Here is a 12,997-nt window from a genome sequence, read left to right on the forward strand (position 1 = left end):
GAGGCAAACGCGTTTCGCCCGGTTCCGGGTCGGGTAGGCGGGTCGGATGAGTTCGACCGGCGCGGAGCGCGCGGACGCCGTCGTCATCGGGGCCGGCCACAACGGGCTGGTCGCCGCGAACCTGCTCGCCGACGCCGGCTGGGACGTCCTGGTGCTGGAGGCGACCGAGACGCCCGGCGGCGCGGTCCGCTCGGCCCAGGTGACCGCGCCCGGCTACCTGAGCGACCTGTACAGCTCCTTCTACCCCCTGGGGTACGCGTCCCCGGTGCTGCGCGACCTGGGGCTGGAGCGGTACGGGCTGCGCTGGCGGCACGCGCCCGACGTGCTGGCGCACCTGCTGCCGGACGGGCGGGCGGCGGTGCTCAACCGTGACCCGGAAACCACGGCCGCCTCCCTGGACGCGTTCGCGGCCGGCGACGGGAAGCGGTGGCTGACCGCGTACGACGACTGGTGCCAGGTCGCCGGGCCGATGCTGGACGCCATCACCACCCCGTTCCCGCCGGTACGCAGCGGCCTGGCCCTGCTGCGAAGGCTGCGGGTCGGCGGGGCGCTGCGGCTGGCGCGGCGGCTGGTGGTGCCGGTCCGCAAGCTCGGCGACGAACTCTTCGCCGGCGAGGGCGGGCCGGCCCTGCTCGCCGGCTGCGCCCTGCACACCGACCTGTCCCCGGAGGATGCCGGCTCCGGCGTGTACGGCTGGTTGCTGGCGATGCTCGGCCAGCAGGTCGGCTGGCCGGTGCCGGACGGCGGCGCGCAGCGGATCACCGACGCGCTGGTGGCCCGCCTGGCCGACCGGGGCGGCCGGATCTTCTACGGCGCCCGGGTCGACCGGGTGCTCACCGCCCGGGGCCGCGCGATGGGCGTGCGTACGTCGGGCGGCACGATGTGGCGGGCCCGGCGTGCGGTGCTGGCCGACGTGCCGGCGCCCGCACTCTACCTGGACCTGGTCGGTGCGGCGGTGCTGCCGCCGCGGCTGGTGGAGGACCTGGCGCACTTCAAGTGGGACGGCTCGACCCTGAAGGTCGACTGGGCGCTCTCCGCGCCGGTCCCGTGGACCAACCGGGCGGTCGCCACCGCCGGCACCGTCCACCTGCGGGCGAACCTGGACGGGCTGACCGGCTACGCGGCGGCCCTGGCGCGCGGCGAGGTTCCCCGGGACCCGTTCCTGCTGGTCGGCCAGATGACCACCGCCGATCCGAGTCACTCGCCGCCGGGCACCGAGTCGCTGTGGTCGTACACCCACCTGCCGTTCCGCCGACACTGGCGGGCCGAGGAGATCGCCGAGCAGGTGGAGCGGATGGAGCAGGTGCTGGAGGAGGCCGCGCCGGGCTTCCGCGGCCTGGTGGTGGGCCGGCACGTGGCCGGTCCGGCCGACCTCGAGGCGGGCGACCCGAGCCTGGTCGGCGGGGCGCTCGGCGGCGGCACGGCCGCCGCGTACCAGCAGTTGTTCCTGCGCCCGATCCCCGGCCTCGGCCGTGCCGACACGCCGGTGGACCGGCTCTTCCTGGCCAGCTCGTCGGCTCACCCCGGTGGCGGTGTGCACGGCGCTCCCGGGGCGAACGCGGCGCGCGCCGCGCTGGCCCGCGACCGCGCGCTGACCGGCGGCCTGTACGCGAGCGCGATCGACGCCGCGCACCGCACGATCTACCGCTGAGCGGGCGTTCGACCGGCGGCGTGGGTAGCGGGGGCGGCGGTGGCGCGCCGCCCCACGGGCCGGGACCGGAGCCGGTCAGCGGCTGACGTTGCGGTGCTTGCTGCGCAGCCGGAACGGCATCAGCGCACTTTCGATCTTGGTGGCGGTGGTCATCTTCGACGCCCCGTCCCGTCGCTCCTCGAACCGGATCGGCACCTCGAGGATGGTGTGCCCGAGTTTCGTGGCCAGGTAGTGCATCTCCACCTGGAAGCTGTAGCCGTTGGACTGCACCCGCTCCAGACCGATGTCGCGCAGCGCGTCCGCCCGCCAGATCTTGAAGCCGGCGGTGAGGTCGCGGATCCGGACACGCAGCAGGGTGTGCACGTACAGGTTCGCCCAGCCGCTGAGCGCGCGCCGGTACAGCGGCCAGTTCTCGTCCAGCTCGCCGCCGGGGACGTACCGGGAGCCGATCACCACACCGGCCTGGGTGGACAGCAGCGCGCCCAGCATGCCCGGCAGCGCCGCGGGCGGGTGCGACAGGTCGGCGTCCATCTGCGCGACGAACTCGGCGCCGCCGTCGAGGGCGCGCCCGATGCCGTCGACGTACGCCCGGCCCAGGCCCTCCTTGCCGGGCCGGTGGACGACCTCGATCCGCTCGGGGTGCTCGATGGCCAGCTTGTCCGCCACCTCGCCGGTGCCGTCGGGCGAGTTGTCGTCGGCCACGAGGACCTTCAGACCCGGCAGCGGCAGCGCGAGCAGGCGTTCCACCAGGACCGGGAGGTTGCCCGCCTCGTTGTAGGTCGGTACCACCACGGTCAGGCGCGCGTCCCGCCAGGGCGACGGCAACTGCACGGGTTCAGTCATGTCGGACATCCTCGTTTCGCGGACTTGGCTACCTGTGAGCGTAGCCAGTGCCTCGCGCGTCGTGTTATTGCTCCCCTGCCCCGGCCGTCACAGGGGGCACCGGGGCAGCCGCCGACCGTCACCGCGACCAGCGGGAGAGCGCGGCCAGCGCGACGGACAGCCCGCCGACGGCGAGGGCGGAGACGGCCGGCTTGTGTGTGCCGATCCACAGGGCCGGGGAGCGCCGCCGGGCGCGGTCGACGAAGTCGCCCGCCGCGCCGTGGTCGCGCTCGTCGTCCCCCGGCCGGTACAGGTTGTCCCGCCAGGTCGCGGGGTCGACCGGCGCCGCCGTCTGCTGGCTGTCGTACCCGTCCCGGGCCAGCTTCCGCTCCAGCAGGCCGGGGACGAGGACGTCGGCGATCCGCGCCCGCCAGGTGGGGCCGCCGACGTTCAACTCCCGCGGCCCGTGGTCGGCGGCCCAGAGGATCGCCCGCGCGGCGACCTCGGGCGCGAAGATCGGCGGCACCGGCTGCGGGTGGCGGGGCAGCCGGGTACGCACCCAGGAGAACTGCGGGGTGTTGACCGCCGGCAGCTGCACCATCGTCAGCCGCACTCCCGGGCAGTCGTGCAGGAGCTCGGCGCGCAGTGAGTCGTTGAAGCCCTGGATGGCGTGCTTGGTGGCGCAGTACGCGGACTGCAGCGGGATGCCCCGGTAGGCGAGCGCCGACCCGACCTGGACGATCGTGCCCCGCCCGTGCGCCCGCAGGTGGCGCAGCGCGGCGAGCGTGCCGTGGACCGTGCCCAGGTAGTTGACCTCGGTGACCCGGCGGAACTCCGTCGCGGGGATCTCCCAGGCGGGCGCGAAGACCGAGACCATCGCGTTGTTGACCCAGACGTCGAGCCCGCCGAAGCGGTGCACCACGTCGTCCGCCGCCCGCTGCACCGCGCCCGCGTCGGCGACGTCCACCCGGTACGTGCGGACATCGGCCGCGCCCCGGTCCCGGCAGTCCCGCTCGGCGGCCGCCAGGCCCGCCGCGCCACGGGCGAGCAGCGCGAGGCGGGCACCCCGCTCGGCGTACGCCCGGGCGACGGCCCGCCCCACCCCGGCGCTCGCGCCGGTGACCACGACCGTCTGCGTCACGCGTCGTCCTTCTGCCGGGTGGCGATGTCGGACAGCCGGCGCAGGGTCTCCTTGTTGCGCTGGTGCAGCACCAGGTCGTTGAGCTTGGTGCGGATCCAGCGCAGCGGACCGGCGGCGAAGTCCTCGCCGATGCGCACCCGGGTGGCTTCCGTGCCCACCGGCTCCAGGGTGAAGACCACGATCGCCTCGCCCGCCGGCCAGAGGCCGGCCCGGATGATCAGCTTGTGCGGCGGTTCGCAGCCGAGCACTGTCGAGGAGTCCTCCAGCGAGAACGGCCACGGGCCGGCCCGGTGATGCAGCTCGGCGCCGACGGCCGGCCAGTGGTCGTCCACGTCGCGCACGTGCACGGTGCCGACCACCCAGTCGCTGTACGTCCACCCGTCGGCCAGGACGGCCCAGACCTGCTCCGGTGGAGCGTCGATCACTTTCTCCACAATTGCCACTGGGCCCTCATACCCTGGCGAGCGCCGTAGCTAACGGACGGCCCGGGTTAGCTTCTCGGGGGCTGCGGGTAAGGCCACCGCGGGCCGGCGTGCCGACACCGCCGGCGGTGCGGACGGTGGCGCCGCGATGATGATGTTTACTCCCCGGGGCGCCGGGAACCCGCCCGCTGTGCGACAGCTGGAGCCGGATCAGTGCAGGTCAGCCCGGGTCGGTGCCCGCGCCGGCCGGGGCGGTCCGGGTCCGCGGCTGTTCGATGCGGTGTTGTTCGACCGGGACGGGACGTTGGTCGAGGACGTGCCGTACAACGGGGATCCGGAGAAGGTGCGGCTGGTTGCGGGTGCGCGGGCGGCGGTGGAGGCGGTGCGGGCGGCGGGGTTGCGGCTGGGTGTGGTGACGAATCAGTCGGGTTTGGCGAAGGGGTTGTTCAGCCGGGCGCAGTTGCGGGCGGTGCATGCCCGGGTTGAGCAGTTGTTGGGGCCGTTCGATGTGTGGGTGGTGTGTCCGCACGACGAGGGTGATGGGTGTGGTTGCCGTAAGCCGGCTGCGGGGTTGGTGCGGGAGGCGGCCCGCGAGTTGGGCACGGTGCCGCAGCGGTGTGTGGTGGTGGGGGATATCGGGCGGGATGTGGGGGCGGCGCTTGCCGCGGGGGCGCAGGCGGTGTTGGTGCCGACGCCGGTGACTCGGGCGGAGGAGGTGGATGCGGCGCCGTGGGTGGCGGTGGATCTGCCGGCGGCGGTGGCGCAGATTTTGTCCCGGCAGGCGGCGGTGGTGGCGGGTGAGTCGCGGCGGGCGGGCACGGTGTTGGTGGTGCGTGCCGATTCGGCGGGGGATGTGTTGGTGACCGGGCCGGGTATCCGGGCGGTGGCTGCGGGCGCGCGGCGGGTGGTGTTGTTGTGCGGGCCTCGTGGTCGGGCGGCTGCGGGGCTGCTGCCTGGTGTCGATGAGGTGATCGAACACCGGTTGCCCTGGATCGATCCCGATCCGGGGCCTGTCGATCCCGCCGACATCGCCGCGCTCACCGGCAAACTGGCCGCCGTGGGCGCGGACGAGGCGGTCATCTTCACCAGCTACCACCAGTCTCCGTTGCCCTTGGCTCTGCTGCTGCGCACCGCCGGCGTCGGCCGGATCGCCGCGATCAGCGACGACTACCCGGGCAGTCTGCTCGACGTCCGCCACCGCGTCCCGGTGGGCGTCCCCGAACCCGAACGGGCCCTGTCCCTCGCCGCCGCCGCCGGCTTCGCCCTGCCCGACCACGACGAGTTCGCCCTGCGGCTGCGGCCGGCACCGGCGCCGCCCCCACAGGTCGGTGAACCGGGTTACGTGGTGCTGCACCCCGGCTCGGCGGCGCAGTCCCGGGGCCTGCCGGCGGAGCTGGCCGGGGACATCGTCCGGGAGTTGGTCGGCGCGGGCCACCGCGTCGTGGTCACCGGCGGGCCGGAGGAGGCGGAGCTGTGCGCGCGGGTCGCCGGCGGTCTCGCCGTGGACCTCGGCGGCGGGACCGGGCTCGCGGAGCTGGCCGGGACCGTTGCCCGGGCCGCCGCGGTGGTGGTCGGCAACACCGGCCCCGCCCACCTCGCCGCCGCGTACGGCGTCCCGGTGGTCAGCCTCTTCGCCCCGACCGTCCCGTTCGGACAGTGGGGCCCGTGGCGGGTGCCCGTCGTCCGGCTCGGTGACGCCGGCGCCCCCTGCCGGGACACCCGAGCCGCGACCTGCCCGGTGCCGGGCCACCCCTGCCTGAGCCGGATCACGCCCCGGGAGGTCCTGGAGGCGCTGACCCGGCTCGGCGTACCGCCCCCGACCCCGCCGACGGCGACGGCGATCCGGGCCGTCGTCGCGGTGGGCCGGAGCGGCCGATGAACGTCCTGCTCTGGCACGTGCACGGCTCGTGGACCACCTCCTTCGTCCACGGCAAGCACCGCTACCTGATCCCGGTCACCCCCGACCGCGGCCCCTACGGCCTCGGCCGCGCCCGCACCTACCCCTGGCCGGACAACGCCGTCGAAGTCACCCCCCACGAGCTGGCCACCACCGACGTCGACCTGGTGATCCTGCAACGCCCCGAGGAACTCGACCTCGCCACCCAATGGCTGCGCCGCCGACCCGGCCACGACCTACCCGCGATCTACGTCGAACACAACACACCCAAGGACGGCGACGTCCCCAACAGCCGACACCCGATGGCCGACCACGACGACCTGCTCATCGCCCACGTCACCGCGTTCAACCAGCTCTACTGGGACACCGGCGGCACGCGGACCACGGTGGTCGACCACGGCGTCGTGCCGCCGGCGGTCGAGTACACGGGCGAGCTGGAGCGGCTCGCCGTCGTCATCAACGAGCCGGTACGCCGCTGGCGGGTCACCGGCACCGACCTGCTGCCCCGCTTCGCCGAGATCGCCCCGCTGGACGTCTTCGGCATGAAGGTGGCCGGGCTCGCCGACCACCTGGGGCTGCCGGCCGACCGGATCACCAGCCACGACGACCTGCCCCAGGCCCGCATGCACGCCGAGCTGGCCCGGCGGCGGGCGTACCTGCACCTGTGCCGGTGGACCTCGCTCGGGCTGAGCCTGATCGAGGCGATGACGATCGGCATGCCCGTCGTCGCGCTCGCCGCGACGGAGGCCGTGATGGCGGTGCCGCCCGAGGCCGGCGCCCTCTCCACCCGGGTCGACGACCTGCTCGACGCCACCCGCCGCCTGCTGGCGGACCCGGCGCACGCCCGCCGGGTGGGCGCCGCCGGCCGGGCGACCGCCCTCGACCGGTACGGCCTCGACCGTTTCCTCGCCGACTGGGACCGGCTGCTGGAGGAGGAAGTATGCGGATCGCGATGATCTCGGAGCACGCCAGCCCGCTCGCCGTTCTCGGCGGAGAGGACGCAGGTGGCCAGAACACCCACGTCGCCGAGCTCTCCGCGGCCCTCGCGGCGGCCGGGCACGACGTGCGGGTCTACACCCGCCGCGACGCCGTCGACCTGCCGGTGACCGTCCGCTGCCCGGACGGGTACGAGGTGGTGCACGTGCCGGCGGGCCCGGCCGAGCCGGTCGCCAAGGACGCGTTGTTGCCGCACATGAAGGAGTTCAGCCGCTGGCTGGTGGACCGCTGGCGGGGCGGCGACTGGGTTCCGGAGGTCGTCCACGCGCACTTCTGGATGAGCGGCCTCGCCGCGCTCGCCGCGAGCCGGCAGGTCGGGGTGCCGGTGGTGCAGACGTACCACGCGCTCGGTGTGGTCAAGAAGCGGTACCAGGGGGTGCAGGACACCAGCCCGGCCCGCCGGATCGGCTACGAGCGGGAACTGGGCCGGTCGGTGGACCGGGTCATCGCCCAGTGCCGGGACGAGGTCGGGGAGCTGGTCCGGATGGGGGTGCCCCGGTCCCGGATGACGGTCGTCCCGTCCGGGGTCAACCTCACCACGTTCGCCCCGCTCGGCCCGGCCGCAGAGCGCGAGGAGGGGCGGCCCCGCATCCTCACCGTGGGGCGGCTGGTGGAGCGCAAGGGCTTCCAGACCGTCGTGCGGGCGATGGCCCACATCCCGGACGCCGAGTGCGTGGTGGTCGGCGGGCCGCCGGCCGGCCTGCTCGAGACCGACCCGTACGCCCGCCGGCTGCGGGCCCTGGCGCACACCTGTGGCGTCGCCGACCGGGTGAAGCTGGTCGGCGCGGTGCCCCGCGAGGAGATGGGCCGCTGGTACCGGTCCGCGGACCTGCTGGTGGCCGCACCCTGGTACGAGCCGTTCGGGCTGACCCCGCTGGAGGCGATGGCGTGCGGCGTACCCGTGGTGGGGACCGCGGTCGGCGGGATCCGGGACACCGTGGTCGACGGGGTGACCGGTGACCTCGTGCCGGCCCGCGATCCGCGGGCGCTCGCCGGCGCGGTGCAGCGGCTGCTGGACGACCGGATCCGCCGGTTCGCGTACGCGACGGCGGCGCAGGAACGGGCCCGGGAACGCTACTCGTGGGCCGCCACGGCCGAGCGGCTGGCCGAGGTCTACGGCGACGTGGTCGCCGTGGGCCGGGCCACCCGGGTGGTGGCCGGATGACCGGACGCTCGCTGCTCGACGTCCATCTGGCCAACCTCGCCGCCGCTCTGGTGCCCTACCGGCGGTGCGAGGAGCAGCTGGCGCGGTGGGGGGAGACGCTCGCCCGCCGGCTCGTCGAGGGCGGGCGGCTGTTGGTGGCCGGCAACGGCGGCAGCGCCGCCGAAGCCCAACACCTCACCGCCGAACTCGTCGGCAAACTCCGCAACGACCGCCAACCCCTGTCCGCCATCGCCCTCCACGCCGAAACCAGCGCCCTCACCGCCATCGCCAACGACTACGGCTACGACCACGTCTACGCCCGCCAAGTCCACGCCCACGGCCGACCCGGCGACATCCTCCTCCTACTCACCACCAGCGGCACCAGCCCCAACCTCCTGCACGCCGCCCACGCCGCCCACCACACCGGCCTACACACCTGGGCCCTCACCGGCCCCACCCCCAACCCCCTCGCCGACCTCTGCCACGACACCCTCGCCGTCCCCTCCCCCGACCCCCAGGTCGTCCAGGAACTCCACCTCGTCACCAGCCACCTGCTCTGCGAATACGTCGAGCGGGCGTTGCCGGCGGCCCCGGCCACCGCCGACGGCGCGGCGTCGACGTCCGCCCCGCCGGTCGAGGCGCCGTCCGGTCCGCCGGCCGCGGGGCCGGTGCGGACCGGGGTCGAGGTGGTGGTGGACGGCGGGCAGCAGCTGGAGGCGCGATGAGGAGGGAAGCGTGAGGGGACCCCTGGTGGTGCTCGGTGACACCCTGCTCGACCGGGACGTGGAGGGGGTGGTGAACCGCCTCTGCCCGGATTCCCCGGTGCCGGTGCTGGACGAGACCTCGTACACCGACCGGCCCGGCGGGGCCGGCCTGGCGGCGATGTTCGCGGCGGCGGCACCGGATGCCGAGGTGGTCCTGGTGACCGCCCTGGCCGACGACGCCGGCGGTGCGCGGCTCAGCTCGCTGCTCACCGCCGCCGGGGTCCAGGTGTACGCGCTCGGGCTGGCCGGCGGGACGCCGGAGAAGATCCGGCTCCGGGCGCGGGGCCGGGTGCTGCTGCGCCACGACCGGGGCGGCGCCCCCGGGGAGCCGGGTGCCCCCTCCGACGCGGTGCTGCGGGTCATCGCCGGCGCCTCCGCGGTGCTGGTCAGCGACTACGGCCGGGGGATGGCCCGGCATCCGGCGCTGCGGGCGGCACTGGCCGACGTCCGCGCGCCCGTGGTGTGGGACCCGCATCCACGGGGACCGGCGGCGGTGCCCGGGGTGCGGCTGGCCACGCCGAACGAGGCCGAGGTGCGTGAGCTGGCGAAGGTGGCTCCCGGCGCGACCCGGCTGGCGACCGCCTCGCGGGGCGCCCAGGGCCTGCGGCGGCGCTGGCGGGCGGGTGCGGTCGCGGTGACGCTGGGCGGCGACGGCGCGCTGCTCTGCCCCGCCGGCTCGACACCGCTGATGGTGCCCGCGCCGACGACCGCGGAGGGGGACACCTGCGGGGCGGGCGACCGGTTCGCCGCCACCGCCACCCTCGCCCTGGCCCGGGGCGCGCTGGTCTCCGAGGCCGTGCAGGAGGCGGTGGCCGAGGCGTGCGCGTATGTGGCCGGCGGGGGAGTGGCGACGGCGCTGCCGCCACCGGTCCGGCCGCTGCCCCCGATGGTGTCGGGCGTCGCGGCCGAGCGCATCGGCCTGGCCGCGGCCGCGGCGGTGGTGTCCGAGGTACGCGCGGCCGGCGGCACGGTCGTCGCCACCGGCGGCTGTTTCGACCTCCTCCACGCGGGTCACGTGGCGACGTTGCAGGCCGCCCGGCAGCTCGGCGACTGCCTGGTGGTCTGCCTGAACTCCGACGCGAGCGTCGCCGCGCTGAAGGGGCCCGACCGCCCGGTGATGACGCAGGGCGACCGGAGCCGCCTGCTGGCGGCCCTGAACTGCGTCGACGCGGTCATGATCTTCGACGAGTCGACCCCGCACGCGGCGCTGACCTGGCTGCGCCCCGACATCTGGGTCAAGGGTGGCGACTACGCCGCGGGCGGGGGCGAGCCGGCGTTGCCGGAGGCGGATCTCCTGCGGCGCTGGGGCGGGCACACGGTGGTGGTGCCGTACCTCGACGGGCGCTCCACCACCGAGCTGATCGCCGCGGCCCACGAGCGGGGCCGCCCGTCGCGGCTGACCGACCGGGTGCCGGCCGCCGACGCTCTGGGGTGTCCGCCGTCCGGCGCGTCGACCGCGTCCCGTCCGGCGGACGGTATGCGATGAGGGCCGGGTCGACGGTGCTGGTGACCGGCGGGTCGAGCGGCCTGGGGGCGGCCGTGGTCGCCGCCGTCGCCAGGGCCGGGGGGCGGCCACTGGTGCTGGACCGCCAGGCACCGGCGGACGGGGTGCCGTGGGTGGAATGCGACCTGGCCGACGCGCGGGCCGCCGAGGCGGCCACCCGGACCCTGGCCGAGCGCTCCGGCGGGTTGGACGCGGTGGTGACGGCGGCCGGGATGGACGTGCCGGGCCGGCTGGCCGACCTGCCGGGGGAGACCTGGGACCGGATCGTGGCGGTCGACCTGCTCGCCACCGCCGCCGTGGTCCGCGCGGCGCTGCCGTTCCTCGAGGCGTCCCGGGGGCGGATCGTCACGGTCGCCTCGACGTTGGGGGTGAAGGCGGTCAGTGACGCGACCGCGTACTGCGCCGCCAAGTTCGGCGTGGTCGGCTTCACCCGCGCCCTGGCCGCCGAACTCGCCGGCACCATCAACGTGACCCTGCTCATCCCCGGCGGCATGCGCACCGCCTTCTTCGACAACCGCGACCCCCAGTACAAACCCGGCCCCGACGCCATCCTCAACGACCCCGACCACACCGCCGCCGCCATCCTCTTCGCCCTCACCCAACCCACCGGCTGCGCCATCCGCGAACTCGTCGTCTGCGCCGAACAGGAAACCTCCTACCCGTGATCCTCGCCCTACGCGCCCTCGGCGTCGGCGACCTCGCCACCGCCGTACCCGCCCTACGCGCCCTACGCCGCGCCCACCCCCACCACCACCTCACCCTCGCCGCCCCCCACTGGCTCGCCCCCCTGATCACCCTCATCGGCGGCATCGACCACCACCTCCACACCCCCGGACTCAACCCCCTCACCTACCCCGGCCCCACCCCCGACCTCGCCGTCAACCTGCACGGCCGCGGCCCCCAGTCCCACCACCTCCTCACCACCACCCGACCCCGCCGACTACTCGCCTACGCCAACCCCGACACCAACCACCACGACGGCCCGCACTGGCGCGACGACGAACACGAGGTCGACCGCTGGTGCCGCCTGCTGGCCTGGTACGGCATCCCCGCCGATCCGGGCGACCTGAACCTGCTGCGGCCGGCCCCCGGCCGGGCACCGACCGGCGTCACGGTGCTGCATCCCGGCTCCAAGATCCGGCAGAAGCGCTGGCCGGCCGGGCGGTTCGCCGCCGTCGCCCGGCACCTCACCGCCGCCGGCCACCACGTCGTCATCACCGGCGACCCCACCGAACAACCCCTCGCCCACCACGTCGCCCACCTCGCCGGGCTGCCCGACGACACGGTCCTCGCCGGCAAGACCGACCTGCACCACCTCGCCACCCTCGTCGCCCACGCCCGACTGCTCATCAGCGGCGACACCGGCATCGCCCACCTCGCCACCGCCTACCACACCCCCTCCGTCGTCCTCTTCGGCCCCGTCCCGCCCGCCCGCTGGGGACCACCACCGGGCCGGCCCTACCACCGCGCGCTGTGGGCCGGCGCACGGGATTGTCCGAGGTGGGACGGGGTAGGAACGGATCCGACGTTGGCGGCCGTGGACGTCGATGAGGTGCTGGCCGCCGCCCAGGAGGTGGAACAGGCGGTGCGGACGACCGGTGCGGTTGCGGCGTAGTGATCCGGGCAGGCCGGGGTACCGGCGGTGCCGGCGCGGCAAGGGCTGGGTGTTCCTGGACCCGGCGGGCCAGCCGGTCCGGGACCCGGACCAGTTGGCGCGGCTGCGGGACCTGGTGATCCCGCCCGCGTGGCAGGCCGTGTGGATCTCGCCGTACCCGAACGGGCACATCCAGGCCACCGGCGTCGACGCCGCCGGCCGCAAGCAGTACCTGTACCACCCCGAGTGGCGGCGCAAGCGCGACGAGGCGAAGTTCGACCACGTGCTGGAGGTGGCCCACCGGCTGCCGACGCTGCGCGAGCGCATCGCGCACGACCTCGACGGGCGGGGACTGAACCGCAGCCGGGTCCTGGCCACCGTGGCCCGGCTGCTCGACCTGGGTGCGTTCCGGGTCGGCAGCGACCAGTACGCCGCCGGCGACGACCCCACCTTCGGCGTGTCCACCCTGCGCCCGGAGCACGCGCGGTCTCGGCGGGGGTGCGTGGTCTTCGAGTTCCCGGCCAAGGGCGGCATCGAGCAGATCCGCCGGATCGAGGATCCGGAGCTGTGCCGGGTGCTCACCAACCTGCGCCGCCGCCGCCGCGCGGCCGACCGGCTCTTCGGTTACTGGGACGGCCGGGCCTGGCGGGACGTGCGCAGCGACGAGGTCAACGACTACCTCCGCGACGCCAGCGGGGGCGAGATGACCGCGAAGGACTTCCGTACCTGGCACGCCACCGTGCTGGCGGCCACCGAGCTGGCCACCGTGGGCCGGCAGCGGTCGGCCACCGCCCGCCGCCGGGCGGTGGCCGCGGTCATGCGGGCGGTGGCGGAGCTGCTCGGCAACACGCCCACCGTGGCGCGCGCCTCCTACGTGGACCCGAGGGTGGTCGACCTCTACCACGACGGCGTGGTGGCGCCGGTCGACCCGCGGACACCGCGTGAAGCGGCCGAGCGGGTCGTCCTGGAACTGCTCCGGGAGGCGTGACCGGCCCCGCCGGCGGTCCTGGGGGAAGCCGCGGCGGAGCCGGCAGCCACGGGTCGATCCGGGCGCCGCCGGGC

The 12,997-nt window shown here is 75.2% G+C and carries 12 protein-coding genes; 9 read left to right on the plus strand and 3 right to left on the minus strand.

From position 1 onward, the window contains the following. The first annotated feature begins 46 nt into the window (after positions 1-46). Positions 47-1,651 carry a phytoene desaturase family protein gene (locus EV376_RS15380; RefSeq protein WP_130323867.1) on the plus strand — a complete coding sequence of 535 codons (1,605 nt, stop codon included), beginning with the start codon at positions 47-49 and terminating at the stop codon, positions 1,649-1,651. A 75-nt stretch (positions 1,652-1,726) separates the two neighbouring features. Here EV376_RS15380 and EV376_RS15385 read toward each other — a convergent pair whose 3' ends face one another. The 3 genes from EV376_RS15385 to EV376_RS15395 all read right to left on the minus strand — a co-directional run bounded on the left by EV376_RS15385 (position 1,727) and on the right by EV376_RS15395 (position 4,039). Continuing rightward, positions 1,727-2,494: a polyprenol monophosphomannose synthase gene (locus EV376_RS15385; RefSeq protein ID WP_130323869.1), complete on the minus strand. Its 768-nt coding sequence runs from the start codon at positions 2,492-2,494 to the stop codon at positions 1,727-1,729. A 118-nt stretch (positions 2,495-2,612) separates the two neighbouring features. Further along, positions 2,613-3,614, minus strand: a complete 1,002-nt coding sequence (locus EV376_RS15390) for an SDR family oxidoreductase (protein ID WP_130323871.1) — start codon at positions 3,612-3,614, stop codon at positions 2,613-2,615. Beyond that, positions 3,611-4,039 carry an SRPBCC family protein gene (locus EV376_RS15395; protein WP_486482648.1) on the minus strand — a complete coding sequence of 143 codons (429 nt, stop codon included), beginning with the start codon at positions 4,037-4,039 and terminating at the stop codon, positions 3,611-3,613. The genes EV376_RS15390 and EV376_RS15395 overlap by 4 nt, the downstream gene beginning before the upstream one ends. A gap of 187 nt (positions 4,040-4,226) precedes the next feature. Between EV376_RS15395 and EV376_RS15400 the strand changes: the two genes are divergently transcribed. The 8 genes from EV376_RS15400 to EV376_RS15435 are packed head-to-tail and all read left to right on the plus strand — an operon-like array spanning position 4,227 to position 12,923. Further along, positions 4,227-5,915, plus strand: a complete 1,689-nt coding sequence (locus tag EV376_RS15400; RefSeq protein WP_130323875.1) for an HAD-IIIA family hydrolase — start codon at positions 4,227-4,229, stop codon at positions 5,913-5,915. Then, complete coding sequence (locus EV376_RS15405) at positions 5,912-6,889, plus strand: glycosyltransferase family protein (protein WP_130323877.1); 978 nt, start codon at positions 5,912-5,914, stop codon at positions 6,887-6,889. Before EV376_RS15400 ends, EV376_RS15405 begins: the two co-directional genes overlap by 4 nt. After that, the gene (locus tag EV376_RS15410; RefSeq protein WP_130323879.1) at positions 6,874-8,094 is read left to right on the plus strand and encodes a glycosyltransferase; all 1,221 of its coding nucleotides are present in this window, start codon (positions 6,874-6,876) and stop codon (positions 8,092-8,094) included. The genes EV376_RS15405 and EV376_RS15410 overlap by 16 nt, the downstream gene beginning before the upstream one ends. Beyond that, the gene (locus EV376_RS15415) at positions 8,091-8,798 is read left to right on the plus strand and encodes an SIS domain-containing protein (protein WP_130323881.1); all 708 of its coding nucleotides are present in this window, start codon (positions 8,091-8,093) and stop codon (positions 8,796-8,798) included. Before EV376_RS15410 ends, EV376_RS15415 begins: the two co-directional genes overlap by 4 nt. Before the next feature lie 10 nt (positions 8,799-8,808). After that, positions 8,809-10,323, plus strand: coding sequence for a PfkB family carbohydrate kinase (locus tag EV376_RS15420; RefSeq protein WP_130323883.1), 1,515 nt, complete (start codon positions 8,809-8,811; stop codon positions 10,321-10,323). Next, entirely contained in the window at positions 10,320-11,006 is a 687-nt protein-coding gene (locus tag EV376_RS15425) for an SDR family oxidoreductase (protein ID WP_130323885.1), read from the plus strand. Before EV376_RS15420 ends, EV376_RS15425 begins: the two co-directional genes overlap by 4 nt. Beyond that, on the plus strand, positions 11,003-11,956 hold the full coding sequence (locus EV376_RS15430) for a glycosyltransferase family 9 protein (protein WP_130323887.1): 954 nt from the start codon (positions 11,003-11,005) through the stop codon (positions 11,954-11,956). Before EV376_RS15425 ends, EV376_RS15430 begins: the two co-directional genes overlap by 4 nt. Continuing rightward, the gene (locus EV376_RS15435; protein WP_130323889.1) at positions 11,940-12,923 is read left to right on the plus strand and encodes a DNA topoisomerase IB; all 984 of its coding nucleotides are present in this window, start codon (positions 11,940-11,942) and stop codon (positions 12,921-12,923) included. Before EV376_RS15430 ends, EV376_RS15435 begins: the two co-directional genes overlap by 17 nt. Positions 12,924-12,997: the final 74 nt, after the last annotated feature.

The sequence above is a fragment of the Micromonospora sp. CNZ295 genome (genome assembly GCF_004217535.1).

Excerpts from the sequence above, each read along its gene's own strand:
- EV376_RS15415 (WP_130323881.1), top strand. The coding sequence starts at position 8,091 with ATGACCGGACGCTCGCTGCTCGACGTCCATCTGGCCAACCTCGCCGCC.
- EV376_RS15425 (WP_130323885.1), top strand. The coding sequence starts at position 10,320 with ATGAGGGCCGGGTCGACGGTGCTGGTGACCGGCGGGTCGAGCGGCCTG.
- EV376_RS15410 (WP_130323879.1), top strand. The coding sequence starts at position 6,874 with ATGCGGATCGCGATGATCTCGGAGCACGCCAGCCCGCTCGCCGTTCTC.
- EV376_RS15385 (WP_130323869.1), bottom strand. The coding sequence starts at position 2,494 with ATGACTGAACCCGTGCAGTTGCCGTCGCCCTGGCGGGACGCGCGCCTG.
- EV376_RS15380 (WP_130323867.1), top strand. The coding sequence starts at position 47 with ATGAGTTCGACCGGCGCGGAGCGCGCGGACGCCGTCGTCATCGGGGCC.
- EV376_RS15405 (WP_130323877.1), top strand. The coding sequence starts at position 5,912 with ATGAACGTCCTGCTCTGGCACGTGCACGGCTCGTGGACCACCTCCTTC.